The organism is Shimia haliotis, assembly GCF_900114415.1.
Classification (GTDB): Bacteria; Pseudomonadota; Alphaproteobacteria; order Rhodobacterales; family Rhodobacteraceae; genus Shimia; species Shimia haliotis.
In genome coordinates this window covers 529,865-556,577 of record NZ_FOSZ01000002.1, presented here as the reverse complement: position 1 = coordinate 556,577, position 26,713 = coordinate 529,865, and the positions used below count along the sequence as shown (strand labels likewise).

The 26,713-nt window shown below is 58.3% G+C and carries 22 protein-coding genes; 17 read left to right on the top strand and 5 right to left on the bottom strand.

Going from position 1 to position 26,713, the window contains the following annotated elements; all coding sequences use genetic code 11:
• Positions 1-20 precede the first annotated feature (20 nt).
• The 3 genes from BM069_RS08080 to BM069_RS08070 are packed head-to-tail and all read left to right on the top strand — an operon-like array spanning position 21 to position 3,657.
• Positions 21-1,001: an ABC transporter permease gene (locus BM069_RS08080; RefSeq protein WP_093322673.1), complete on the top strand. Its 981-nt coding sequence runs from the start codon at positions 21-23 to the stop codon at positions 999-1,001.
• The gene (locus tag BM069_RS08075; protein WP_093322670.1) at positions 1,001-1,948 is read left to right on the top strand and encodes an ABC transporter permease; all 948 of its coding nucleotides are present in this window, start codon (positions 1,001-1,003) and stop codon (positions 1,946-1,948) included. The genes BM069_RS08080 and BM069_RS08075 overlap by 1 nt, the downstream gene beginning before the upstream one ends.
• Complete coding sequence (locus BM069_RS08070; protein ID WP_093322668.1) at positions 1,945-3,657, top strand: ABC transporter ATP-binding protein; 1,713 nt, start codon at positions 1,945-1,947, stop codon at positions 3,655-3,657. The genes BM069_RS08075 and BM069_RS08070 overlap by 4 nt, the downstream gene beginning before the upstream one ends.
• Before the next feature lie 123 nt (positions 3,658-3,780).
• Here the strand turns inward: BM069_RS08070 and BM069_RS08065 are convergent, their stop codons facing one another.
• On the bottom strand, positions 3,781-4,710 hold the full coding sequence (locus BM069_RS08065; RefSeq protein ID WP_093322665.1) for a LysR substrate-binding domain-containing protein: 930 nt from the start codon (positions 4,708-4,710) through the stop codon (positions 3,781-3,783).
• Between the two features lie 92 nt (positions 4,711-4,802).
• Between BM069_RS08065 and BM069_RS08060 the strand changes: the two genes are divergently transcribed.
• From BM069_RS08060 to BM069_RS08050, 3 genes are all read left to right on the top strand, one after another.
• Positions 4,803-6,323, top strand: coding sequence for a trimethylamine methyltransferase family protein (locus BM069_RS08060; RefSeq protein WP_093322663.1), 1,521 nt, complete (start codon positions 4,803-4,805; stop codon positions 6,321-6,323).
• Between the two features lie 146 nt (positions 6,324-6,469).
• Positions 6,470-8,914 (top strand): GcvT family protein, encoded by a 2,445-nt coding sequence (locus BM069_RS08055; RefSeq protein ID WP_093322660.1) that lies wholly within the window; start codon positions 6,470-6,472, stop codon positions 8,912-8,914.
• A 131-nt stretch (positions 8,915-9,045) separates the two neighbouring features.
• Positions 9,046-10,314 (top strand): hypothetical protein, encoded by a 1,269-nt coding sequence (locus BM069_RS08050; RefSeq protein ID WP_093322656.1) that lies wholly within the window; start codon positions 9,046-9,048, stop codon positions 10,312-10,314.
• 149 nt (positions 10,315-10,463) lie between these two features.
• Here BM069_RS08050 and BM069_RS08045 read toward each other — a convergent pair whose 3' ends face one another.
• Positions 10,464-11,522: an ABC transporter ATP-binding protein gene (locus tag BM069_RS08045; protein ID WP_093322653.1), complete on the bottom strand. Its 1,059-nt coding sequence runs from the start codon at positions 11,520-11,522 to the stop codon at positions 10,464-10,466.
• A complete protein-coding gene (locus BM069_RS08040; protein ID WP_093322651.1) occupies positions 11,519-12,310 on the bottom strand; it encodes an IclR family transcriptional regulator in 792 nt (263 codons plus the stop codon). Before BM069_RS08040 ends, BM069_RS08045 begins: the two co-directional genes overlap by 4 nt.
• A 147-nt stretch (positions 12,311-12,457) precedes the next feature.
• Here BM069_RS08040 and BM069_RS08035 point away from each other — a divergent pair, with 147 nt between their 5' ends.
• From BM069_RS08035 to BM069_RS07985, 11 genes are all read left to right on the top strand, one after another.
• Complete coding sequence (locus BM069_RS08035) at positions 12,458-13,714, top strand: ABC transporter substrate-binding protein (RefSeq protein WP_093322647.1); 1,257 nt, start codon at positions 12,458-12,460, stop codon at positions 13,712-13,714.
• A gap of 94 nt (positions 13,715-13,808) precedes the next feature.
• Entirely contained in the window at positions 13,809-14,735 is a 927-nt protein-coding gene (locus BM069_RS08030) for a carbohydrate ABC transporter permease (protein ID WP_093322644.1), read from the top strand.
• Position 14,736: 1 nt separating this feature from the next.
• The gene (locus BM069_RS08025; RefSeq protein ID WP_093322641.1) at positions 14,737-15,585 is read left to right on the top strand and encodes a carbohydrate ABC transporter permease; all 849 of its coding nucleotides are present in this window, start codon (positions 14,737-14,739) and stop codon (positions 15,583-15,585) included.
• An 8-nt stretch (positions 15,586-15,593) separates the two neighbouring features.
• The gene (locus tag BM069_RS08020; RefSeq protein ID WP_093322639.1) at positions 15,594-17,648 is read left to right on the top strand and encodes an alpha-galactosidase; all 2,055 of its coding nucleotides are present in this window, start codon (positions 15,594-15,596) and stop codon (positions 17,646-17,648) included.
• On the top strand, positions 17,645-19,354 hold the full coding sequence (locus BM069_RS08015; RefSeq protein WP_093322636.1) for an IlvD/Edd family dehydratase: 1,710 nt from the start codon (positions 17,645-17,647) through the stop codon (positions 19,352-19,354). Before BM069_RS08020 ends, BM069_RS08015 begins: the two co-directional genes overlap by 4 nt.
• Positions 19,354-20,115 (top strand): SDR family NAD(P)-dependent oxidoreductase, encoded by a 762-nt coding sequence (locus BM069_RS08010; protein WP_093322634.1) that lies wholly within the window; start codon positions 19,354-19,356, stop codon positions 20,113-20,115. Before BM069_RS08015 ends, BM069_RS08010 begins: the two co-directional genes overlap by 1 nt.
• A 3-nt stretch (positions 20,116-20,118) precedes the next feature.
• On the top strand, positions 20,119-21,009 hold the full coding sequence (locus tag BM069_RS08005; RefSeq protein ID WP_093322631.1) for a 2-dehydro-3-deoxygalactonokinase: 891 nt from the start codon (positions 20,119-20,121) through the stop codon (positions 21,007-21,009).
• A 4-nt stretch (positions 21,010-21,013) separates the two neighbouring features.
• Positions 21,014-21,619 (top strand): 2-dehydro-3-deoxy-6-phosphogalactonate aldolase, encoded by a 606-nt coding sequence (locus tag BM069_RS08000; RefSeq protein WP_093322629.1) that lies wholly within the window; start codon positions 21,014-21,016, stop codon positions 21,617-21,619.
• Complete coding sequence (locus BM069_RS07995; protein ID WP_093322627.1) at positions 21,616-22,473, top strand: SMP-30/gluconolactonase/LRE family protein; 858 nt, start codon at positions 21,616-21,618, stop codon at positions 22,471-22,473. Before BM069_RS08000 ends, BM069_RS07995 begins: the two co-directional genes overlap by 4 nt.
• Positions 22,470-24,401, top strand: coding sequence for a beta-galactosidase (locus BM069_RS07990; protein ID WP_093322624.1), 1,932 nt, complete (start codon positions 22,470-22,472; stop codon positions 24,399-24,401). The genes BM069_RS07995 and BM069_RS07990 overlap by 4 nt, the downstream gene beginning before the upstream one ends.
• Positions 24,402-24,564: 163 nt before the next feature.
• Entirely contained in the window at positions 24,565-25,278 is a 714-nt protein-coding gene (locus BM069_RS07985) for a ZIP family metal transporter (RefSeq protein WP_093322622.1), read from the top strand.
• A 3-nt stretch (positions 25,279-25,281) separates the two neighbouring features.
• Here BM069_RS07985 and BM069_RS07980 read toward each other — a convergent pair whose 3' ends face one another.
• Together BM069_RS07980 and BM069_RS07975 are read right to left on the bottom strand one after the other, a co-directional pair.
• Positions 25,282-25,992 (bottom strand): glutathione S-transferase family protein, encoded by a 711-nt coding sequence (locus tag BM069_RS07980; protein WP_093322619.1) that lies wholly within the window; start codon positions 25,990-25,992, stop codon positions 25,282-25,284.
• A 76-nt stretch (positions 25,993-26,068) separates the two neighbouring features.
• On the bottom strand, positions 26,069-26,620 hold the full coding sequence (locus BM069_RS07975; RefSeq protein WP_093322615.1) for a sigma-70 family RNA polymerase sigma factor: 552 nt from the start codon (positions 26,618-26,620) through the stop codon (positions 26,069-26,071).
• Between the last annotated feature and the right edge of the window lie 93 nt (positions 26,621-26,713).

The window sequence follows — 26,713 nt, the reverse complement described above, 5'->3', positions numbered from 1 at the left end:
ATAAAACAAGGGACAAGAAAATGCTGACTTTTGTCATTCGCAGGGTGTTCCAATCGGCCTTGGTCTTGCTGATTGTGGGGCTCGTGGCCTTCAGTATGTTCCGCTTCGTGGGCGATCCGATCGACAATATGTTGGGTCAGGAACGCACCGATGCAGACATAGCGCGCCTGCGTACCGAACTCGGCTTGGATCAGCCGTTTCCAGTGCAATACATGAAATTCCTATCCGGAGCCGCCGAAGGCAACTTTGGTGTGAGTTATCGTCAGGGTCGACCGGTCGGTGACATCCTGCTCGAACGGGCTCCGGCGACGTTGGAATTGGCCGCCGTAAGCGGGTTTCTAGCGATTAGTATCGGGATTGGGCTGGGTGTGTTCACTGCGATCCGCAAGGATGGCTTCCTGGCGAATTTCATCATGTCAGCATCGCTCATAGGGGTGTCGTTGCCGACCTTCCTCATAGGTATCTTGCTCATATATCTGTTTGCCGTTGTGCTTGGATGGCTGCCCTCGTTCGGGAGGGGGGACGTTGTTCACTTCGGCTGGTGGAGTACGGGGCTTTTGACAAGCTCAGGGCTCAAGGCGCTGATCTTGCCTTCGATCACGCTGGGGCTATATCAGATGACCCTGATCATGCGCCTGGTGCGTTCCGAGATGCTTGAGGTGCTGCGGCAGGACTATATCCGCTTTGCCCGTGCACGTGGGCTCAAGGAAAAGTCTGTGAACTTCCACCACGCGCTTAAGAACACACTTGTTCCGGTGATCACGGTCACGGGTTTGCAGCTTGGGTCGATCATCGCCTTTGCGATTATCACCGAGACCGTATTCCAGTGGCCTGGAGTAGGCCTTCTTTTTATCAACGCGATTCAGTTTGTCGATATCCCGGTTATGGCGGCGTATCTGATGCTGATCTCGGTGATGTTCGTGGGCATCAACCTGATTGTTGATCTCCTGTATTTTGCCATCGACCCGCGTCTACGGACTGAACAGAAGGGGGCGAAGTGATGTCTGATCAAGCAACTCAACCCGCAACGCCGTCGCGTCTGGCCAAGGCCTGGGACAGCGACTTTATGTACAACTTCCGGCATTCGCCCGTGGCAATGGTGTCGTTCTTTGTCGTAGCGCTTTTGGTGCTGGGGGCAATCTTTGCTCCACTGATCGCGCCTTATGATCCGTTTGATCCGGCTTCGCTGGACCTGATGAATGGCTACACCGCGCCAATGGCACCAAACGACTTCACGGGTGACGTTTTTTGGCTTGGCACGGATGATCAGGGGCGCGATGTTTTCTCCACCATTCTGTATGGGATGCGGATTTCGCTCTTTGTGGGCTTTGCCGCTGTGGCCTTTGCGATGGTGTTGGGCATTACGCTAGGCCTCATCGCCGGCTATGTTGGCGGGTGGACCGAGACCATCATCATGCGCGCTGCCGATGTGCAATTGACGTTTCCCGCGATCCTTGTGGCGATGCTGATTTTTGGCGTGGCCAAAGGTATCACCCCAATCGAACATCAGGACACTATGGCGATCTGGGTGTTGATCATCGCAATTGGCCTCTCGGACTGGGTGCAGTTCGCGCGTGTTGTCAGGGGGGCTACGCTGGTGGAAAAGGACAAGGAGTATGTTCAGGCCGCCCGAATGATCGGCCGTGGCAAAGGCATCATTATGCTCCGTCATATATTGCCCAACGTTCTGTCTCCCGTTCTGGTGATTGCGACGATCTCTCTTGCGTTGGCAATCATTGCCGAGGCGACGCTGTCGTTTCTTGGCGTGGGCGCACCGCCGACCCAGCCGTCGCTGGGTACTCTGATCCGGATCGGACAGGACTTCCTGTTCTCCGGCGAGTGGTGGATCATCCTCTTCCCGTCGATCACCCTGTTGGCGCTGGCTTTGTCGGTGAACCTGCTGGGAGATTGGCTGCGTGACGCATTGAACCCGAGGTTGCAGAAATGACCCTTCTTACGATTGAAGACCTGTCCGTCCATTTCCCGACCCGTCACAAGGTTTTTGTGGCCGTCAACGATGCGGACCTGACAGTTGAACCCGGTGAAATCCACGGTCTTGTGGGGGAATCCGGGGCCGGTAAATCGACCATTGGTGCGGCGGTGATGGGGTTGCTTGAGCGACCCGGTCACATCGCTGGAGGCACGGTGTCGTTCAAAGGCGAAAAGATCAGCGGGCGCGATGCAGAAGGCATGCGTAGCCTGCGTGGGGCGAAGATTTCTATGATCTTCCAAGACCCGTTGACCTCGCTAAATCCGCTTTTGACTGTTGGTCAGCAGTTGGTGGAAACCATCCAGTTCCACCTGAAACTAACTGATAAAGACAGCCGTCAGCGGGCGATTGAGTTGTTGGATCGTGTGGGTATCCCGCATCCTGATGACCGGATCGACATGTATCCGCACCAGTTCTCTGGCGGTATGCGGCAGCGTGTTGTGATCGCTCTTGCGCTCTGTTCAGAGCCGGATGTGATCATCGCGGATGAGCCGACCACCGCGCTGGATGTGTCGATTCAAGCGCAGATTCTGGACCTAATCAAAGAGTTGGCGCGGGAGCGGCAAACCGGTGTGATCCTGATCACCCACGACATGGGCGTGATTGCCGACACCACCGATAAGGTGACGGTGATGTATCAGGGTGAAGTGGTTGAAAGCGGCACGACCGATCAGGTCATGGGCGATCCGCAGCACGAATACACCAAGTCGCTGATCGCGGCGGTGCCACGTCCTACCTTGAAGGTACATCGTTTCCCACAACTCAGCTATGGCGGCCGTCAGATTGAGTTCCACATCGACGATCTGGCGCGCAACTGGCACAAACCGGAGCCGTCCAAATCCGGCACCTTGCTTAAGGTCGACAAGCTGTCCAAGACCTTCCTGACCAAGGGCCATATCATTCCCTCGCGCCGGAAGTTCTTCACGGCGGTGAACGAAGTCAGCTTTGACATCAAGGATGGCGAAGTCTTTGGCATCGTTGGGGAAAGTGGATCTGGTAAATCCACTGTGGCGCGCATGATTGCGACTCTGTACGAGACCAATGGCGGCAAAATCACGTTTGACGAAACCGATGTGACCGCACTGCATTCGCACAAGGATCTCGAAGGCTATCGCCGCCAGATCCAGATGATTTTTCAGGATCCCTATTCAAGCCTGAACCCGCGCATGCGGGTAGACGAAATCATCGCGGAGCCGGTGAAGCACCACAAACTTCTGGAGGGCGCAGCCATTCAGCATCGGGTGGACGAGCTGCTGGAGCGTGTGGGGCTTGGCTCGGACGCAGGTCGCAAATATCCGCATGAGTTTTCAGGCGGTCAGCGTCAGCGCATTTCGATCGCGCGCGCCCTTGCAACACAGCCGAGGTTCCTGATTTGCGACGAACCGACATCCGCCCTGGATGTGTCGATTCAAGCTCAAATTCTCAATATCCTCAAAGACTTGCAGGAGCATTTGGGCCTGACGATGCTGTTCATCAGCCATGACCTTCCGGTGGTTCGGCAGATGTGCGATCGCGTGGGTGTGATGCGCCAAGGGCAGATGGTGGAGGTAGCGGACACCGAAGAGTTGTTCGCCAATCCCCAGACCGACTATACGCGTGAACTGCTCAGTCTCATGCCGAAGCTCGAAGGGCTTTCGACAGAGGGTCTCAAGGACGAGATTGTATAAGACAAAACGCCGCCCTTCGGGGCGGCTTTTATTTGTGTGGGGCGCCGTCGGTGGGCTTGCCCGTGACCCTTGTGCCGGTCCCGCACAATGTTTGACTTTGCTCCAAGCGGGGGGGCGCTGAGCCTACTGCGGCTCTTTAGGCTGCAAGGGAAAATCGGATACCGAAATGATCCAGTCGCGAACCAAAGCCGCATGTTGCGCCAGCGGTTTGCTGGTCGACCATACCAGATAAAAGGACTTGCCGGTGCGCCAACTCCATTCCGGTCGTCCGGCCAGAAGGTTTCGCCGGATCAGGTCGCGAACCACGTGCTCCCAGCCAAATGCGAAGCCTTCTCCGGACATCGCAGCCTGCAAAACAAGGGCATAGTCGTTCAATCGGAGGCCGGCGATCACGTGTCGATCTTCAATGCCGTGGTGGGCAAACCAATCAGACCATGTGGGCCGTTCGCGGACGGGTTCTTCAAGATGAATGAGGCGTTCGTTCATTAGGTTGGGAATTGAGCGCAGATTTCGGGCGCTTGCCATAACCTGTGGCGATGCAACGGGGAAGATGACTTCGTCGGCGATTTTGGCGGCGTGGCAGCCTGGCCACTTGCCATTGCCCAGACGTATGCCAAGGCTGATGTTTTCCATGTCGAGATTTGGTTCCCGATCCGAGGTTTGCAGGCGCAGGTCGATATCAGGGTGTTTGTCGTGCAGCTTTTGGAGGCGGGGCACCATCCAGTAGTGGGAAAATGCCGACGAGCTGTTGAGGGTCACGTGATCCTCGCGCCCCATTTGTCGAACGGATTCAATTGAGCGTTCAATGTCGTCCAAAGATCTGGAAACATCTGAAAACAAACGGTTTCCGGCGGTCGTTAGCTCCACTTTGCGGTGACTTCGGACAAAGAGGGAAACGTTGAGCGCGTCTTCCAATTGCTTGATCGCTGCGCTCACGGAGGGCTGTTGCATGTTCAGTTCTGTTGCCGCGCGGGTGAAGCTGCCGTGCTTGGCGGCGGCTGCGAATATCACAAGATTCCGCGGCGAATTGATTTGCGTCCAAATGCTTGCCATAGGCTGTGTCTACTCAAATCATAAAAATTTTCAAGGATCACGTTCGTTAGAACAGTCAGTATCAATGTGTGACACTAACAAAAGGTGATCTCATGGCCCGACGTTCGCGCCGCTCCTCAGAGGCCCGCACTTCGGTGCCTGCCGCACCGTACATCAAGCGGGTTCTGCCGTTCTTTGATCCTATGGATGAAGATCAACTGGCAAAGATGGAAGCACAGGTTGACTGGATGCTGGAAAACATCGGCGTCGCCTTTCGCGATGATCCGGTGGCGCTGGAGATTTGGAAGGCTGCAGGATTTACCCCGTCGGGCGAATTTGGCGACCTTATCAAAGCGGATGCGCAATGGGTACGCGCCCAATGTGCCAAGGCCCCAAGCGAATTTGTGCAGCACGCCCGCAACCCCGCCAGATCGGTCACAATCGGCGGCAACAATCAGGTCTTTGCCCCGATCTACGGCGCGCCGTTTGTGCGCGATCTGGAAGGCGGTCGCCGTTATGCCGAGTTTGCCGATTTTGAAAAGCTGGTGAAGCTGGCCTATATGCATCCGAACCTGCATCACACGGGGCTGGTGATCGCCGAGCCAACCGACATTCCGGTCAGCAAACGGCATCTGGATATGGTGCTGGCGCATATGACGTTGAGCGACAAGCCGCACCTTGGCGCGATCACCGAAATGGAACGCGCGCAGGATAGTGTCGATATGGCTGAGATCCTGCATGGCGCTGATTTCATGGAGGAAAATTGCGTCATCATGGGCAACGTCAACACCAATTCGCCGCTGTTGGTGGATAAGGTGGTGACGCAAGCCATTCAGGTTTATTGCGGGCGTGGGCAGGGCATCGTGGTGGTGCCCTTTATCCTGTCTGGTGCAATGGGGCCGGTTAGCACCGCCGCCAGCGTCGCTCAGGCGATGGCAGAGGCGATGATGGTCTGTGCCTTTGCCCAGTTAGTCAGGCCGGGAGCGCCCTTTGTGTTGGGCAATTTCCTATCCTCGATGTCGCTGAAATCCGGTGCGCCGACCTTTGGTATGCCTGAGCCGGTCATATCAAATTATGCGATTGGTCAATTGGCGCGGCGCGTTGGGTTGCCGTTGCGATGTGGCGGGTCGTTGACCGCAAGCAAAATCGAGGATGCGCAGGCGGCTTATGAAAGCGCGGACAGCATGCATTCGACTATGCTTGCGGGTGCGAATTTTGTTTTGCATTCAGCGGGTTGGTTGGAAGGCGGGCTGTGTACCGGATTTGAGAAGCTGATCATGGATGCCGACAGGCTGGGCGGTTATCAGAAGGTGTTGGTGCAGGGGCTGGACGTATCGGACGAGGCGATGGCGCGGGACGCCTATGAGGAGGTGGAACCGGCGGGGCATTTCCTTGGATGTGGGCATACCATGCGCAATTATCAGACGGCTTTTTATGAGCCGGCACTGAGCGACAGCGAAAACGTGGAAAGCTGGGAAGAGGGCGGATCTCTCGATATGCGAGCACGGGCACACGCCAAGTGGAAAACCATGCTGGAGCAGTACGAGGCACCGGCGATGGATGTGGCCAAGCGGGAGGCGCTTGAGGCCTATGTGGCGCGTCGCAAAGAGGAGCTGCCGGATGCGTGGTACTAGCAGAGATTGCATTGATGGGGCCTATGCTGACGGGGCCACAAAGGGATGTCGGTATTGCGTCGGTAAAACGTCGGTATTGCGTCGGTGCGATATTGGGCTTCGCGAAAAAATACGTGAACAAAAGGTAAAGAATGGGGAGGCGTGTCATGCCTGAGGTTGTCAAAGAAGGCGCGCAAAACAAGGCGCTGCCAAGCCATGCTAAAGTGGTCATTATCGGGGGCGGCGTTGTGGGCTGCTCGATCCTGTTTCATCTTGCCAAGTTCGGCTGGAAGGATGCGGTTTTGCTGGAGCGGGACGAGTTGACCTCTGGCAGCAGTTGGCACGCAGCCGGACAGATCCACACGATCAGCTCTGATCCGAACATCTCGCGCCTCCAGAGTTATACCATCGGTCTTTATAAGGAGATCGAAGAATTGTCGGGTCATTCCGTAGGGCTTCATATGACCGGCGGGTTCTATCTGGCGTCCAACAAGACGTGGCACGATTACCTGAAACGGGAACGGTCCAAGGCGCGGTATATGGGGCTGCATCAGGAATGGATCAGCCCCAAGGAATTGGCAGAGCGGCATCCGCTGATTGATCCGAAGCATTATTATGCGGCCCTGTGGGATGATCAGGACGGGGATCTGGACCCATCGGGCACAACCTATGCCTTTGCCAAGGCGGCACGTACATTCGGGGCGCAGTATTTCACCCACACGCCGGCCACCAAGACCGAGCAGCGTGCCGATGGCACGTGGGATGTGACCACGCCGAAGGGTGTGATCAATGCGGAGCATGTGGTGAACTGTGGTGGCCTGTGGGCGCGGGAAGTCGGGCATATGGGCGGGCTGAACCTGCCGGTGCAACCGATGGAGCACCATTACCTGATCACCGAGAAAATCGACGAGATTGCCAACTTTGGCTCGCGCCTGCCGTGTGGCATTGATTACGAGGCCAATATCTATTTCCGGCAAGAGCGCGAGGGGATGCTATTGGGCACCTATGAGCCTGTTGGGGTGCCATGGAAGGTTGGCGGCACGCCTTGGGATTTCGGGCATGAGTTGTTGCAGCCGAATCTGGATCACATCGCGGACCGGCTGGAGTTGGGCTTTGAACGTATTCCGGCGCTGGCGAATGCGGGTATCAAGGACGCGATCAACGGGCCGTTTACGTTCGGGCCAGATGGCAATCCGATGATCGGTCCGGTGCCGGGCATGACGAATTATTGGTGCGCAGTCGGCGTGATGGCAGGTTTCTGTCAGGGCGGCGGCGTGGGCCTTACGATGGCGGAATGGATGATTGACGGGGAGCCGTCGATTGACGTTTGGGCGATGGATGTGGCGCGGTTCGGCAAATGGGCGACGCCGGATTGGGGTACGGTGAAATCGACCGAGAACTATGAGCGTCGGTTTGTGATGACCTTCCCCAACGAGACCCTGCCCAAGGGGCGCAAACAGCAGACGACCGCGCTTTATGACCGGTTGGTCGCCAAGGGTGGGCGCATGGGGCAGGCCTTTGGGCTTGAGCATGTGTTGTGGTTCGCAGATGGGCCGGAGGATGCGCACGAAGAGCCGACATTTGAGCGCAACCGCAGTCATGAGTATGTGGCTGCTGAATGTGCGGCGGTACGCGAAGGCGTGGGCGGCATCGAGGTGGCGAATTTTGCCAAACACGTAATCAAGGGGTCTGGCGCGCGCGCGTGGCTGAATAAGACCATGGCGGGATTCATTCCCAAGCCCGGGCGGATGACGCTGACGCCGATGCTGACCGAGAAGGGGCGGCTTTACGGGGATTTGACGGTGGCCTGTCTGGGCGAGGAGCATTTCATGCTGTTTGGCTCGGGCGCGATGCAGGACGCGCATTCACGGTTCTTTGCCAAAACCTTGCCCGAGGGCGTGACCCATGCCAACGAGACCGAGAGCTGGCACGGGATTGCATTGTCTGGCCCAAAGAGCCGCACGTTGCTGAGCCGGATCACGCGGGAGGACGTGTCGGCGGAGGGCATGGCGTTCCGCGATTGCCGGCAGACCTTTGTCGGGGATGTGCCGGTGGTTTTGAACCGGATCAGCTTTTCCGGTGAATTGGGTTATGAGATTTACTGTCGTCCGCAGTATTTGATCCGACTGGCCGAGGCGATCGAGGAGGCCGGCGCGGATCTTGGCTATCGCTGGTATGGCAACCGCGCGTTGATGAGCTTGCGGCTTGAGAAAGGCTGGGGCGCGTGGGGGCTGGAGTTCCGGCCGGATTTCAACGCGGTCGAGGCGGGCATGGATGTGTTCATCAACTGGAAGAAAGACTTTGTCGGCAAGGCGGCCACCGAAGCTGCGCGCGATCAGGGCGTAGCGCGCAAGCTGGTGACGCTGGTGATCGACACCGAGATCGATGTCACGCTGGATGAGGCGGTGATGGTGGACGGTGAGGCCGTCGGTTATATCACCTCGGGCGGTTACGCGCATCACGTAGGTAAGTCGATGGCGATGGCCTATGTCGCGGCGGAGTACGCGGGCGCGGGTACTGAGTTTGACGTCGAGATCCTTGGCGAGATGAAGCGCGCCGAAGTGCAGGGCGTGCCGGTTTATGACGCCAACGGGGCGAATATGCGGGCCTGATCACAAAAACAGGAAAGACGGCAGGCGATCCAATATCTGCCTTCTTTCGCCTAAGTTGCACCTCAGTTCCGATATAGTAGATTCAGAGTAATTTGATTCTATTTATTAGCGATTATTAAACGGGTGTAGTGATGATTGCGGCATTGGTTGCATTGGGACTGCTCGCAGGCGCGGTGGTTTGGGATATCTTGGATGATGAAACGGACGTGCCGGACACGCCTGATGAGCCGGACGAACCGGATGCGCCTGATGAGGAAGACCTCGGCGCAACGGTGACTGAAAATGAAGACGGGACGGTCAGTGTAGAACTCGGGGATGATGAAACCGGATCTCTCATCGCATTGCGGACGTCCTCGGACTACTACGTCGGCAGCGGCTCGGGGCATGGCACGGCAAACGACTACACTTTGACGCTGTATCTGATGCCCGAAGGTTTCGATTTTCCTGAAAATACGGATGACTTGCCGGATGACGCCTTTTTTGTTGGCGACCTTGAAGAGATGTTTGGGCTTCAGGAACTGGCGTCCTGGGACCTTGGGGAGGAAGGGCATAACCCTGAGCCTTGGGCGGATGGCACTGGTCCGGTGACCCTGTGGGATTCGCGCATTGAGGCGCCGGACATTGTTTCAGATGCGCCGATCTCGTTCTTTGAGGTCATAGAAGACGACGGCGAGCTTCGGTCTGTGGCGATGACGGATGATCCGGATTTTCTGAATGATGACACGGTGCGGGTGCACCATTTCAATGAAACGGATGGCGACGGCGAAACCGAGGTCGCCGCGGGCGGCACATTTGCCGGAACGGACGGCGACGACATCATCCTCGTGAACCCCAACCAGACCGGAGAGATTACGATTGATGCGGGCGATGGGGACGACACGATCACCGTCGGCGCACATCAGAATGTGACATCGGCGCTCGCCACGGGGAATGGCACGGCCGAGGATGACGGGGCAGATGTGATCTCCGTGCATTTACCTGCCTATGAAGCGCCGGAGGGTATCTCCGAAGCCTTTGGCGAAGCAGGGGCGATTGACTTCCGAGATGAGGACGACAGCCTTACTGTGGTTTTGCCGGACCCGTCGGAGGCGTCGGCGTACCTTGTGCATGAGCGCGAAGACGTCGGGCAATCCGAGAGCCTTTATAGGGCGGACACGTATTTTCTCATCCTTGGACCGCCGGGCGCGACCATTTCGGATGCGGAACTGCGAGACTGGTATGACTCTCCGGAGGACAACACACACCTTGGGCTGCGGGTGGTGAGCGAGATTGATCTGGGGGCGGCGAGTGGCAGTCTCGGAGAGGATGGCAGTCCGGATTGGGACTATGATCATCGCAATATGAACCCGGACATTACGTTTGACGGCACTCTGACGGGACAAGTGACGATCAGTTACTAGGAAGAAGTTTCCTTGCACCCACACAAAAAGGCCCGCCAGTTGGCGGGCCTTTTTCCACTTCTGTCGATCGGTGTCCGTCTTTGGTCATGGTGATCATGGGGTGATCGTGAACCAAGATCCTTTGGAGGGACGGGCGCCGGAAAACTGGATCAGCGCAGGCGCAGGCCGGTTTCGGTGTCAAACAGATAAAGCCGCTCCGTCGGCACCACAAGTCCGACCGTTTCGCCTTCGGGGCTGCGGTTGTCACCGCGTTCTTCGACGATCAGTTGGGTGCCATCAGCGGTGGTCAGATAGCAATAGCTGACGCCGCCCAGAGCTTCGGTCAGGTTGATGGTCAGCTCGTCCGCTGCGTGATCGAGCTCGATATGCTCGGGACGCATACCGACTGTGACTTTGCTCATGCCTTCGCGCAGGGCGACCGGCGAGTCTTGAGGCGCGCCAAAAGCGGGATGCACCAGTTTGCCATCGACAACGTCGCACTCGAGGAAGTTCATCGACGGGGAGCCGATGAAGCCCGCGACGAAGCGGTTGTCGGGGTCACGGTAAAGGTCGAGCGGCGCGCCGACCTGTTCGATGCGGCCATCGCGCAGCACCACGATTTTGTCGGCCATGGTCATGGCTTCGACCTGATCGTGGGTCACATAGATCATAGTGGCGCCGATTTCCTGATGCAGGCGGGAGATTTCCACGCGCATCTCGACACGCAGTTCTGCGTCAAGGTTGGAGAGCGGTTCGTCAAACAGGAATACCTCGGGGCCGCGCACGATGGCGCGGCCAATGGCAACGCGCTGGCGTTGGCCGCCGGAAAGGGCTTTGGGTTTGCGCGCAAGGTATTGATCGAGCTTCAGAATTGCGCTGGCCGTCGCGACCTTTTCGTCGATCTCGGCCTTGGGGTGGCCGTTCATGCGCAGGCCAAAGCCCATGTTTTCCGCCACCGTCATATGCGGGTAAAGCGCGTAGGTTTGAAATACCATGGCCACACCGCGTTTGGCGGGGTCCACATGGGTCACGTCGCGCTGGCCGATGTTGATCTGGCCTTCGGTGGTTTCCTCAAGGCCCGCGATCATGCGCAAGAGCGTGGACTTGCCGCAGCCCGAAGGGCCGACAAAGACGCAAAATTCGCCGTCTTCGATTTCGAGGTCGATGCCGTGGATGACCTGGGTTTCGCCATAGCGTTTTATGGCCCCTTGCAGCGTTACACCTGTCATGTCGTTACCTTTTCCTGTCGTGTTTCCGGGAACCGCCAAGCTTGTGCTTCGCGACCGATGCGGGTCGCGGTGTCGATCACGCGCGGGGCCCAGTCTTCGAGTTGGTCTAGAGATGTCCGGCTCGTGGGGCCGGTGACCGAGAGCGCACCCAACATGCGGCCGTTCTCGGTGAGGATCGGCACCGCCACACAGGCAATGCCGGGTTCGTGTTCTTCGCGATCAAAGCCGTAGCCACGGGCGCGGATATTGGCGAGTTCAGCGCGCAGGTCCGCCTCTGTTGCCAATGTCGTTGGTGTGAAGCGATGGAAGCTCTGTTGCTGGATCGCGCGGTCGAGGTCCGCGTCATCCAAGAAGGCCATCATCGCCTTGCCGACGCCGGTGCAATAGGCGGGGCCGACCTTGCCGGCCTGCGAATACATTTCGACCGGCTGGCGGGCGTTGCGTTTGTCGACATAAAGCACCTGCGAGCTGTCGAGCTGCGCGAGGTGTACGGTTTCGCCGGTTTCGGCGCTGAGCGCGTCAAGATAGGGGCGGGCGATCGGAGCGAGGGAAGATGTCGTCCACGCGGCGTGGGCCAAGCGCACAAGGCGCATGCCAAGCGTATAGGTCTGGCGGTCCGCATCATAGGCCAGCATGCCCTGATTGGTCAGGGTTTGCAGAAACCGATAGAGCGTCGCCTTTGGGTAGGCGCTGTTGTCTTGCAGCTCGCCAAAACGCACGGGGCGTTCGTACGCGGCGACCTGATCCAGCACGTCCAGTGCTTTGCCGACTGTTCCGTCCCCTGACATGGGTGTCTCTCTCCTCCACTCCCCAAGCTCGCGCTTAAGAATCTGTTGACAAGCTAGCCGAGTCTATGTGTAGATTTCAATATGTAAAACGTGGTTTCAAATAATGAAACTAAAACTTGCATAATTTTGGAGCACAGGGAGGACACAATGCTTTCCAAAATGAAAACCACAGCAGCCGCAGCAGCGGTTGCATCGGCTTTTGCCGTTCCGGCATCCGCAGAGCTGACCGGCGACCTGACCATCTTCTTGGACACGTCGAACCCGGCGCCGCGCGCCACCATGGAAGCGATGATCGGTCGCTTTGGTGAGAAGCACCCCGGTCTGAACATCGAAACCACGGTGATCGATCGCGAAGCGTATAAAACACAGATCCGCAACTTCCTGACCGCTGACGCGCCAGATGTTGCCACTTGGTACGCTGCGAACCGCATGCGTCCCTATGTAGAAGCGGGCCTGTTTGAAGACGTCTCCGACCTCTATGCAGAGCCGGCGATGGCTGAAGGTCTGGCATCCACCAAAGGTGCGCTGACCATCGACGACAAGCAGTGGGGCGTTGCCTATACCTACTACCAGTGGGGCGTTTACTACCGCAAAGACATCTTCGCCGAGCTGGGTCTGTCTGAGCCGACCACCTGGGAAGAAGAGAAAGCCAACTGCGGCAAGATCGTTGCTTCCGGCCGCGCTTGCTACACCATCGGCACCAAGTACCTGTGGACCGCTGGCGGCTGGTTTGACTATCTGAACATGCGCACCAACGGCTTTGATTTCCACATGGATCTGGCTGCGGGCAAAGTGTCTTGGGAAGACGACCGCGTGAAGCAGACTTTCATGAACTGGAAAGAGCTGATCGACATGGGCGGCTTCATTGCTGACCACCAGACCTACAGCTGGCAGGAAGCGCTGCCGTTCATGGTTAAAGGCGAAGCAGCGGCGTACCTGATGGGTAACTTTGCTGTGGCACCGCTGCGTGAAGCAGGCCTGACCGATGATCAGCTGGACTTCTATCAGTTCGTGAAGATCAACCCTGATGTGGCTCTGTCGGAAGATGCACCTACCGATACTTTCCACATTCCTGCGAACGCGAAGAACAAAGAAGCAGCACGTGAGTTCCTGCGCTTTGCAACTTCGGCAGAAGAGCAGACCATCATCAACAACGGCAAGAACCTGGGCCAACTGCCTGTGAACGCGGGTTCTTCGGTTGATGACGACAAATTCCTGCAGCAGGGCTTCAAGATGCTCTCGACCAACTCCACCGGCGGTGTTGCCCAGTTCTGGGATCGCGATGCACCGGCAGAAATGGCGAAAGTGTCCATGGAAGGCTTCCAGGAATTCATGGTCAAGCCGGACCAGCTGGACAAAATCCTGTCCAAGCTCGAGCGCGCTCGCGGTCGTATCTACAAGTAAGATTTGTGTCGGCGGCCTGAGGGGCGCCGACCTGTCTTGATTTTGACAAGGCGGGGAAACCCGCCTTGTCTCCCTCTAACCGCAGGCAGATTTCATGACTGTTGCTTCCGACATTCCAGAAACCGAAAGTTGGTTCCACAAAAACCAGCAAAAAATAGCGCCGTGGCTTTTTCTGGCGCCGGGTATTCTTTTCTTTGCTGTTTACGTGATCATTCCCATCTTCCAGTCGTTCAACCTGTCGCTTTATGAGTGGGACGGACTGGGCAAAGCGGAATATGTGGGCTTTAGCAACTATGAGCAGCTCTATTGGGAATACGTCGATCGCGACGCGTTCTTTATCTCGCTCAAAAACAACGTGATCTGGCTGTTTATGTATTTGCTGGCGATCCCCGCCGGCCTTTTCATCGCACTTTTCCTGAACCAGACGGTGCGCGGTATTCGCATCTACAAGTCGCTGTTTTTCTTCCCCTTTGTGATTTCACAAGTGGTGGTCGGTCTTGTATTTAGCTGGTTTTACAACCCGTCTTTCGGATTGCTGAACACGATGCTGGACTGGGTGAACCTTGGCCCTGTTAACGTTCTGGGTGACGAAAACCTTGTGACCTATGGCATTATCATTGCAGGTCTGTGGCCGCAGACGGCCTACTGCATGATCCTCTATCTCACCGGTTTGAACGCTGTGGACCCCGAACAGATTGAAGCCGGGCGTCTGGATGGCGCGAAAGGTGTGCGTATGCTTTGGCATATCATTTTGCCGCAACTGCGCCCAGCGACGTTCATTGCCTTTGTTGTCACGATCATCGGCGCGCTGCGCTCGTTTGATTTGGTGTCGATCATGACCGAGGGCGGGCCGTTCGGCAGCTCTCGGGTATTGGCCTACTACATGTTCGAAGTGGCGCTGTCAGAATACGGCTTCCGCATGGGCTATGGCGCTGCCATCGCCGTGGTGCTGTTTATGATCATGATGTGCTTTATCGCCTACTTCCTGTGGTCGATGTATCGCGAAGAGAAGGGGCACTGAGATGTTTCCCAAACCGATAGAAAAACAATCCGCAGGGGCGCAGTTTGCATACAAGTCTCTATTGCCTGTGGCTCTGCTCTTTTGGCTGGCACCGTTGCTGGCGGTGGCGCTGTTCTCGATCAAGCCGGATGCAGATTTTACCGCTGGTAATTACTGGGGTGTGCCGAGCAGTTTTGAAGGGTTCACCAACTACGGTCAGGTGTTTTTCAACTCCGACATGCCGCAGTATCTGTTGAACTCCTTCATGATCACCATTCCGACGGTGATCGGGGCGGTGGCGCTGTCGTCGATGACGGGTTTTGCGCTGGGCGTTTACAAATTTCGCTCTAACATCTGGATCTTTTTCCTGTTTGTGGCCGGTAACTTTGTGCCGTTCCAGATTCTGATGGTGCCGGTGCGCGACCTGACCTTGAGCCTCGGGCTTTATGACACCAAGGCCGGTCTGGTGCTGTTTCACATCGCGTTCCAGACGGGGTTTTGTACCCTGTTTATGCGCAACTTTATCCGCGCGTTGCCTTATGAATTGATCGAGGCCGCGCGTGTGGAAGGTGTGAGCGAAATCAGGATCTTCTGGTATGTTGTGCTGCCGTTGATGAAGCCCGCACTGGCGGCGTTGTCCGTGCTGATTTTTACTTTCATCTGGAACGACTATTTCTGGGCGATTGTTCTGACGCAGGGGCCGGACAGCCAGCCAGTGACGGCGGGTATCACCAGCTTTAACGCGCAGTTCCGCGCGGCCTATCACATGATGAGTGCGGGCTCGATCGTGGCGGCGCTGCCGCCGGTGGCGATGTTCTTCCTGATGCAGAAACATTTCATTGCAGGCCTCACACTGGGGGCCGTGAAGTGACACCAAAGATGCAAACCTGGCGCATTGATGCGCCGGGTCAGACGCTTGTTTTGGCCTCAAGCGGGCGCATTCCTGTGGCTGTTTACTGGGGACCGTCTTTGCCTGAGGGGCAAGATTTGAACGCAGTTTTTGCGGCGGCCAAGCGCGATGTGACGGGCGGGATGATTGATGCGCTGCCTGAGTTGTCGTTGTGCCCTGAGGAAGGCGATAGCTATCAGGGGCAGCCGGGGATCAAGGCCTATCGCGATGGCGGGGCGATCTATCCGAGGTTTGCGTTGGTGTCGGGCGATGGGTCCGAGTTCGTTTGCCGTGATGAGGCGCTGGGGCTGACGCTGACGTTCCGGTTTACGACTGAGGGCGCTGTGATTGCGGCGTCGACGTCCTTGACGTCGGATGCGGAGATCACGCTACATCATCTGGCAGCACCTGCTATGCCTGCGCCGCAGTTTGCCGAAGAAATCCTCGATTTTTCAGGCCGCTGGATTGGCGAGTTTCAAGTGGAGAGCGCGCCTTGGCGGTCTGGCACCCATATGCGCGAGGCTCGGGGTGGGCGGTCCGGTCATGAGACACCGCCGATTGCGTATTTTCCAGAAACCGGCGCGACCAATACACGGGGCGCGGTTTATGCCATGCATTATGGCTGGTCCGGCGGGCATGTGATGTATGCCGAGGAGCAGCCCGATGGGCGGCGGTTGGTGCAGTTTGGTCATGCTACTGGAACGCGGGCGGCGGGCACGTCATTTGAGACGGGCAAAGTCTATCTGGCGGTTTCCGAGACTGGGCTGAACGGATGCGCCGTGGCGTTTCAGCGGCATCTGCGGGATGAGCTGGTGACATGGCCGCATCCGGAACGGCCGCGGCCGGTGCATTACAATTGCTGGGAAGCGATTTACTTCGACCATGATTTAGCGGCCTTGGCGGCGATTGCGGGTCGGGCGGCAGCACTGGGTGCGGAGCGGTTCGTGCTGGACGATGGTTGGTTCGGCAAGCGCGACGATGACACGTCCTCACTGGGCGATTGGGACATTGATCCGAGGAAGTGGCCTGATGGGCTGACGCCTTTGATTGATCATGTGAAGTCGCTGGGCATGGTGTTTGGCCTTTGGTTTGAGCCGGAGATGGTCAATATGGACAGCGATCTGGCGCGTGCGCATCCGGAGTGGATTTTGGGCCGAACGGATCAGGTGGAAGGGCGGCAGCAGCGGGTGCTGGATGTCGGCAACCCTGCGGTTCGCGACTATCTTTACGACAAGATCGCGGCGGTGCTGACGACACATGACATTGATTACATCAAATGGGATCACAACCGACTGTTGCCGGTGGCCGATGCGGCGCAGGGCGACGGGATTTACGCGCTTATGGTGCGGCTGCGGGCGGATTTTCCGCAAGTGGAGATCGAGAGTTGTGCTTCGGGCGGCGGGCGGATTGATGCAGGCATTTTGCAGCACACGCAGCGGGTTTGGCTGAGCGACAGCAACGACGCGCTGGAGCGGTTGCGCATTCAGCACGATGCGGCGCTGTTTTTGCCAGCGGCGATCACCGGTAGCCATGTGGGACCGCGTCATTGTCATACGTCGGGACGCATGCATGACATCCGGTTCCGCGCTTGGGTCGCGGCGCAGCGGCACATGGGGTTCGAGATGGACCCGCGTGAGTTGACGGATGAGGAAGCCGAGGTTTTGGGCCGCGTGACCGCGTGGTGGAAAGGCAACCGTGAATGGCGGATGCGGGCGGATATTCTGCGGCTTGACGGCGCTGATCCCAGCGTGATTGCCGAGATGCAATTGGCCGAAGATGGCGCGCAATTTGTGATGTTTGCCGGCAAGGCCGCGAGTGGCGTGCAGAACATGCCGCGTCCGCTGCGCCTGACGGGGCTGGAGGCGGACGCACTTTATGAGGTGGAGCTGGTCAACCGTGATGAGGCCAGCCATCTGAGCCGGATTTCGATACCGCTGAAAGAGGGGCCGGTGGTCCTGTCTGGGCAGCAGTTGATGCAACAGGGTTTGATCCTGCCGTGGTCCTTTCCGGATCGCATGTGGGTCGTTGAAGGAAAGAAGTTATGACGAAGAAGCGCCGGTCTGAGAGCTGGTATGGCATGATGGACAAGGACGGCTTTATCCGGCGCAGCTGGATGAAGAACCAAGGCTATCCGGATCATGCGTTTGACGGGCGGCCGGTGATTGGCATCTGCAATACGTGGAGCGAACTGACGCCGTGCAACTCGGGCCTGCGGGAGCTGGCCGAGGGTGTGAAACGTGGTGTTTGGGATGCGGGCGGGTTTCCGGTGGAATTTCCGGTGATGAGCCTCGGCGAGACCCAGATGAAGCCGACCGCGATGTTGTTCCGCAACCTGTTGTCGATGGATGTCGAAGAGTCGATCCGCGCCTATGGCATGGACGGGGTTGTCCTGCTCGGCGGCTGTGACAAGACCACGCCCGGGCAGTTGATGGGTGCGGCGTCGGTGGATTTGCCGACCATTGTCGTCTCTTCTGGTCCGATGTTGTCGGGCAAGTGGAAGGGGCGCGATCTGGGCTCTGGCACCGATGTGCGCAAGTTTGCGATGGACGTGAAGGCGGGCGATATGACGCTCAAGGACTTCATGGCCACAGAAAGCGGCATGAGCCGGTCCAAAGGCGTGTGCATGACGATGGGCACGGCCTCGACCATGTCCTCGCTGGTTGAAGCCATGGGGTTGTCCTTGCCGATGAACGGCTCGCTGCCTGCGGTGGATGCGCGGCGCATGGCGCTGGCGCATATGACCGGCAAGCGGATTGTCGAGATGGTCGATGAGGACCTGAGGCTGTCGGATGTGCTGAAACGTGAGAATTTCGAGAACGCGATTGTTGCGAATGCGGCACTGGGCGGGTCGACCAATTCGGTGATGCACCTGCTGGCGTTGGCGGGGCGCGTGGGGATTGATCTGGACCTTAGCGATTTTGAAATCGGGTCTGACATTCCGCTTTTGGTGAACTGTATGCCGTCGGGCAAATACCTGATGGAGGACTTTTGCTACGCGGGCGGGGTGCCTGCGGTTTTGAAGGAAGTGAGCCATTTGCTGCGGGATGCGCCCACAGTGATGGGCAAGGATATTGCGCATTACTACGAGGATGCGGAGACCTATAACCGTGACGTGATTTTCGCCTTTGACGCGCCGCGCAAACCTGCCGCTGGCTTGCGGGTTTTGAAGGGCAATCTTGCGCCACGGGGTGCAATTGTGAAACCTTCTGCGGCGTCCGATCATTTGCTTGAGCACGAGGGCGAGGCCTATGTGTTTGAGAGCATCGAAGAGTTGAAAGCCAACATTGATCGCGATGATCTGCCGGTGGATGAAAACTCCATTCTGGTGCTGAAACACTGTGGCCCAAAAGGCTATCCGGGGATGCCTGAGGTGGGTGATATGCCTGTTCCTGCCAAGCTGGTGAAGCAAGGCGTGCGCGATATTGTGCGGGTTTCTGATGCGCGCATGTCGGGCACGGCTTTTGGCACAGTGATCCTGCATGTGGCGCCTGAGGCTACGGCGGGCGGGCCGATTGCGCTGGTGCAAACGGGTGACCGGATCAAGGTCTCTGCCAAGGGCGGCGTGCTGGAATTGCTGGTGAGCGAAGAAGAGCTTGCGGCGCGGCGCGCGGAGTGGGAGGAGCCCCCCAAACATTACACGCGTGGATATGCATCCATGTATATCGATCACGTTTTGCAGGCCGACAAAGGCGCCGATCTGGATTTCCTCGTCGGCAAGGACACGCGGCCAGTTACAAGGGAGAGCCACTGATGACCGGAACGATTTTTCCTGATCTCAAAGGCAAGTCTGTTTACATCACAGGCGGGGCGAGCGGCATTGGTGCAGCATTGACCGACGGGTTCATGACGCAGGGCGCGAAGGTGGCGATCATTGGACGCTCGGCGGCGGATGATTTCATCGCGGAGATGGAGAGCAAACACGGCGCAACGCCTTTGTTCATGCAGGGCGACATCTCCGACGTGGCGCGGTTGCGCGAAACCATCCAGCAGGCGGTCGGCGAACATGGCGGGCTGGATGTGTTGGTGAACAACGCGGCCAACGACAAGCGCCATTCGCTCGATGAGGTGGACGAAGAGTTCTATGACTGGATGCAGGAGGTGAACCTGAAGGCTTACTTCTTTGCCTGCCAAGAAGCGGCGCGGCATATGGAGGTCGGCGGCGCGATGATCAACTTCAGCTCGATCAGCTATATGATGGGCAACGCGGGATATCCGATCTACACCACCGCCAATGCGGGCATCACCGGCATGACGCGCTCGCTGGCGCGGGAACTGGGGCCGCGCGGCATTCGCGTGAATGCGCTGGCGCCGGGTTGGGTTCTGACGCAGAAGCAGCTTGATATGTGGGCCAAGCCAGCGGATTTGGACGCGCATATGGAGCGGATGTGTCTGAAGGAACATCTGAAGCCTGAGGATATGATTGATCCGACTTTGTATCTGGCAAGCACAGCAAGCCGGATGATGACAGGACAGACAATGGCCGTTGACGGCGGCGTCGTGGTGTCGGGGTAAGCAATGGCGATTAGGGCGGAATGGATTGCGGTTGATTGGGGCACGTCGAACCTGCGGGCCTTTGCCATGCGCGGGGAGACCGTGTTGGCAGAGGCGACGTCGGATCACGGCATGTCGCGGCTTGAGAAACCGGAGTTCGGTCCGGCATTGATGGCTTTGATTGGTGACTGGTTGGGTGAGGGCGTCACCGATGTCGTGGCCTGTGGCATGGTGGGCGCGCGGCAGGGTTGGGCGGAGGCGCCTTATAGCGCCGTGCCGAGCGCGCCCTTGGCGGGCAATGCTGTTTTGGTCGGAGGCACGGATGCGCGGGTGCGCGTGTTCATCGTGCCGGGGCTGAAGCAGGAAAAACCGGCCGATGTGATGCGCGGTGAAGAAACGCAGGTTGCTGGCTTTTTGGCGAAAAATCCCAACTGGGACGGGGTGATCTGTCTGCCCGGAACACACACCAAATGGGTGCATGTGAGCGCCGACGAGGTGGTGAGTTTCCGCACATTTATGACGGGTGAGATGTTTGCACTTTTGTCCAAGGCATCGGTGTTGCAGCATTCGGTTGGCGAAGGTTGGGACGAGGCGGCGTTTGAGGACGGGCTGAGCACAACGTTGTCGCGGCCGGAAAGCATCGGTGCGGAGTTGTTTGGTATTCGTGCCAATGACCTGTTGAACGCGACACCTGCTGCGGCTGGCCGTGCGCGTCTGTCGGGCCTTTTACTTGGTGCGGAATTGGCGGCGGCGCGACCCTATTGGCTGGGCCAGAATATCGCGGTGATCGGCGATGCGAAATTGTCGGAGATTTACGCCAAGGCTCTGAAAACGCAGGGCGGTTTTGTGTCTGTGGCCAACTGTCAGGAAATGACGATTGCGGGGCTTGCGGCCGCGCGCAACCTTTTGGGGTAACACTATGGATCGGGCGATTATTGCCATTTTGCGGGGCGTGACCCCTGACGACATCTTACCGATTGCGCGCGAAATTCTGGACGCGGGCGTCACCAAGATCGAAGTGCCGCTAAATTCACCGGATGCGGTGGAAAGTATTCGGAAATTGGTTGAGGCGCACGGCGCCGAGGCGCTGATCGGAGCCGGAACAGTTCTGAGTGTGGCCGACGTTGAGGCCGTGCATGCGGTCGGTGGTAAGCTGATTGTGTCGCCCAACTGCGACCCCGAAGTGATCGCGCGCACCGCTGAGCTTGGCATGGAAAGCTGGCCCGGGATATTTACGCCAACCGAGGCCTTTGCGGCTCTGAAAGCGGGCGCCACAGGGCTCAAGCTTTTCCCGGGCAATATGGCCGGTCCGGGCGGAATGAAGGCGATGCGGGCGGTTCTGCCCAAAGGCACACAAGTCTTTGCCGTGGGCGGTGCGGGCCCTGAGAATTTTGACCAGTGGGTGGATGCCAGCGCAGACGGATTTGGCATCGGCTCGGCGATCTATAAACCCGGCATGAGCGCGGCAGATGTCCGCGCCAAGGCGGACGCCATCGTTGCGGCCTATGACAAGGTGCTGCCATGAGCCGAGTGTTTGACAGCCGTGTGTGTGAACTGGGCGAGGGGCCGTTGTGGCATCCTGTGCGGCAACAGCTTTTCTGGTTTGATATCATTGGCAAAAAGATGTTGAGCCAAGAGAACGGCGAGGCCCGCGAATGGGAATTTGATGAGCATGTGTCGGCGGCTGGCTGGGTGGATGAAGATACGCTGATCCTTGCCAGTGAGACTGCGCTCTGGAAGTTCACCCTGAGCACAGACGAGCAAGAGTATCTGGTGTCTCTGGAGGCCGACAATCCGGTGACACGCTCCAATGATGGGCGTGCGGATCCTTATGGTGGGTTCTGGATCGGCACGATGGGAAAGCAAGCCGAAGCGGGCGCGGGCGCGATCTATCGATATTATCGCGGCGAGCTGCGCAAGCTTGTGCCAAACGTGACGATCACCAACGCGATCTGTTTTTCGCCGGATGGTAAGTGGGCGCACTATGCGGACACGCTGACCGGTCAGGTGATGCGCTGGGCGCTGGGCGAAGATGGCTGGCCGGAAGGTGAGGCCTTTGTGCATGTCGACACCAAAGCGGAGGGATTGAACCCTGACGGGGCGGTTGTGGATGCGGATGGCGCCATTTGGATTGCGCAATGGGGCGCGAGCCGCGTGGCGGCCTATGATGAGAACGGGCAGTTTGCGCGGGCCGTGGACTTCGGCGGGCGGCACACGTCGTGCCCGGCCTTTGGTGGCACGGACCTGACAACGTTGTTCTGCACCACGGCGGCCGAGGGGCTGTCGGCGGACGTGCTTGAGAAAGAACCGGAAAACGGGATGGTTTTTGCAGAAGACGCGGTTGCCAAGGGGCAGGCCGAGCATATGGTGATCCTATGAGCAAAGAGCTTGGGGTGTGTTATTACCCCGAACATTGGCCTGAAGAGATGTGGGCCAAGGACGCCGCCGACATGGTGGCGGCTGGCATCACGTGGGTGCGGATTGGCGAGTTTGCCTGGAGCCGGATGGAAGCGGTGCCGGGCACGGTGACGCTGGACTGGTTGGATCGGGCGATCGAGGTGCTTGGGGCGGCTGGGCTGAAGGTCATTTTGGGCACACCAACCGCGACGCCGCCGCGATGGATGATCGACAAACACCCCGACATGTTGGCGGTGGATGAAAATGGCAATCCGCGCAAGTTCGGGTCTCGTCGGCATTACTGTTTCAGCCATGCGGGATACCGCGAAGAAAGCAAGCGGATCACGCAGATTGTGGCACAGCGCTATGGCGCGAACCCGCATGTTGTGGCGTGGCAAACGGACAATGAATATGGATGTCATGACACGGTCTTGAGCTATTCCGAGCCCGCGCGGGTGGCGTTTCAGATGTGGTGTCGTGAACGCTTTGGCACCATCGAGGCGCTGAACGAGGCGTGGGGCAATGTCTTTTGGTCGATGGAGTATTTCTCGTTTGAAGATGTCGACTTGCCCAATCTGACGGTGACGGAACCGAACCCGAGCCATGTGCTGGCGTTCCGGCGGTTCTCAAGCGATCAGGTCGTGCAGTTCAACAAGGACCAAGTGGACATTCTGCGCGCACATACGGATGCGCCTCTGATCCATAACTATATGGGGCGTATTCTGGAATTTGACCATTTCGCGATGGGAGAAGACCTCGATATCGCGAGTTGGGACAGCTATCCCATCGGCTTTTTGTCAGACCGTCTGGAGGCGACAGACGCGCACAAGGCGCGGTTCCTGCGGCAGGGTGATCCTGACATGCAGGCGTTTCACCATGACCTTTATCGGGCCGTGGGCAAGGGACGCTGGTGGATCATGGAACAGCAGCCCGGACCGGTGAATTGGGCACCGTTTAATCCGGCGCCGTTACCGGGAATGGTGGCGCTGTGGTCGCTTGAGGCCTTTGCCCATGGAGCGGAGGTGGTGAGCTATTTCCGGTGGCGGCAGGCGCCGATGGGGCAAGAGATGATGCACGCAGGTCTGCAAACGGCCGATGGTCGTGAGGCGCCGGGCATGGCGGAGGCGCGGCAGGTGGCCGAAATCGTCAAGACCTTTGCCGATGCAGAAACTGCGCAGGCGCCTGTGGCGATTGTGTTTGACTACGCGTCGGATTGGGCGTGGCACACGCAGCCGCAGGGTGCGGGTTTTGACTATTTCCGTCTGGTTTTTGCAACCTATCGCGCTTTGCGCCGCGCGGGGCTGTCGGTGGATATCGTGAACAGCGATTGCCGCGATTTCACAGGGTACAAGGCCGTGTTTGCGCCCGGGCTCGCGACGCTTGAGCCGTCTTTGGTGGAGGCGATTGACGCGGCCGGGGCCGTTGGTGTTCTTGGCCCGCGCACCGGCGCGATCACCACGGAGTTCCGTATTCCGGACGGCGGTCGGCCGGGTGTTCCGGGGCTGGATGTTCGGGTCGAGTTGATCGAGAGCCTGCCGCCGCATGCAGGGATGCCCGTTGCGGGGGGCGGCGTGGTGGATCATTGGTGCGAAAGGTTGTCAGGATCAGCCAAGACGTTGCTTTCGCTGGAAAACGGTGCGCCGGTTCTGATGGCTGAGGGAAAGCGCTGGTATCTGAGCGGGTTCCCGGATGAGGCATTGTTTGACCGGATTGTGGGCATCGTGGCTGAGGCCGCAGCCCTGAAGGTGCAGCCGATGTCGGAGGGATTGCGGCGGCGGATGCTTGGCGATCTGGAGTTTCTGATCAACTACGACGGTCAAGCGATCACGCATGACGGGCAGCAGGTCGCGGCCTGTGGCGTTGTGGTGCGCAAAGACGGTCAGCTTGTCGCCGAGAGCGACGGGGGCTGATCCCGAGCGCGAGACCACATTTGGGAAGGGTGCTCTGGTTGAAGGAGCCCTCTTTTGCTGTTCAGCGAGTGATTGCCGAGGGATCGGGCGAAATCCGCTGTTTTTGTGAGGCTTCGGCATCAGCAGGCTCGCATTGCTGCGCGGAGGTCATTAGGTTCGCGGCATGGATGACTTGACCTATGCTTTGATGTTGGCGCTGTTTGCCGGATTGGCGATGCCTTTGGGCGGTTTGCTTGCGCGGATGGAACATATTCACGACAGGCGCGTCGAAACGCGGTTTGTCAAAGGGGTAACAGCCTTTGGCGGCGGTGCGTTGTTGTCGGCTGTGGCTCTGGTTCTGGTGCCCAAGGGCGCGGAAAACCTGCCGGCCGCAATGGCGGTCTCGTTGCTGCTTGGGGGCGGGGTGACGTTTTATCTGGTGGACAAAAAGCTGGCAAAGGCGGGCGGAAGTGGCGCGTTGTTGTTGGCTATGTTGCTGGATTTTCTGCCGGAAGCCATGGCGCTTGGGGCGTTGTTGGTGACAGAAGCCGCTACGGCGAAATTGTTGGCGGCGATGATGTTCTTGCAGAACTTGCCGGAAGGGTTCGGCGCATTTCGGGATATCTGGGCCAAGGGGCAAACGCCGGCGTGGCTTGTTCTTGTGATTTTTGTCGGGCTCGCGGGGCTAGGGCCACTCTGCGCGGCGCTGGGGTTCCATTTTCTGTCTCAAGCGCCGGCCATTTTGGGCGGGATCATGATCTTTGCCGCGGGCGGGGTTCTTTATCTGGTCTTTCAAGACATTGCGCCGGAAGCGCATGAGGACGGCACATGGTCGCCCGCTTTGGGAGCCGTGGCAGGTTTTGCCTTGGGCCTTGCGGGCGACATGGTGATCGGCTGAGGCCTAGCCGCAGCATCCGCTACCGGAAGATTTGGCGGGCTGGCAGGAGGCCTCGTTGTGGTTGGCGCCGCGGCCAAGCCATGTGGTGTCGCTGAGGTAGAAGGCGTGGAATTTCTTGGAGAACTCGGCGGCAACTGATTTTTGCGGGATGCCGGTGTCCATCAGCGTCTGCTGCCATGCTTTCACCTTGGGGAAATCGGCGAGCATGTCGTGGCCGGAGTGGGCCTGAACGATGTGAGCGCGGTGCAGCAACACAAGCCATGCGATGTCGACGTTGCCGAGGGTATTGCCGTTGAAAAAGGGGCCGTCGCCAAGCCGTTTCTCCGCGCGTGCAAAGGCGGCGGTGAGTTTCTTGCCGCGTTCGGTGAAGGTGGCGGGATCTTTGGAGGACATGGTGCCACACTGCACGAGGTAGTGTTTGGAAGCCTGATAGGACCACGCGCGGTTGATGGCGCGTTGCTCTGGCGTGAGGTCGGGTTCCAGCGGGACGGAGATGTCGTCGATGTATTCGACGATGGCATCGCTTTCAAACAGCGCTGTGCCGGCCTCTGTGACCAACATGGGCACCTGACCGGTTGGGGAGAGGTCGAGGAACCATTGCGGCTTGTCCGCGAGCGAGATGAATTCGATGTCGTAGGGCATCTGTTTGGCTTCCAGCAGGGCTGTGACGCGCTGCACGAAGGGACAGATGGTGAAACTGACGATTTTGATCATTGGAGTGTCCTTTGGTGTCTTTCACTGGGTAAGACGAAGGACGTGCGGAAAAGACGACGGATTTTTTAAAGAAATTTCAACAAGGTCCGCAACCGTTTGATTTTCTTTCTATTTCTGAAAGACCCCCACGGGCGTCGATGGTGAATTTGCAGCAACTGTCAAATAGGTCGCGCAGGTCGGAACGGGCCTTGGTGACGCGGGATTTCAGGGTGGAATAGGGGATGTCGTGGGCCTCTGCGTAGGCACGCTGCGGTGTGCCGTTGAGGTCGATCTCGGTCAGGAGGGCGGCGGTGTCTTGCGGCAGGGCCTTGATGAAAGGGGCGACGCAGGCCTCAAGCTGGTGGCGCAGGATGGGGTCGTCATCGGCATACCAGAGGTCGTCAGGATTGGGCGCGGCGCGGCCTTGGCGACGGTAGTGGTCGATGATGGCGCGGTTGGCGGTTTGAAAGAGCCAGGGTTGCAGTTTGGTGTGATCTGCGAGGTCGGGCAGGCCGGTGAAGACCTTGATCGAGATGTCTTGCAAGAGGTCGTCGACGTCCGCGTGGTTCGATACGCGGGCGTGCAGGAAGGCCTTCAGACGGTCGCGGTAGGCGGACCAAACGGCGGTGAGATCAGGTGTTTGGCTCATAGGGAATAGGAGTGGGGGGTGAATGGCGCGGAATCAAGAGCTGCATTTAGTTCTTTGCACAGGCTTGCACTACGAAAAAAGCCGCCCCAAGGG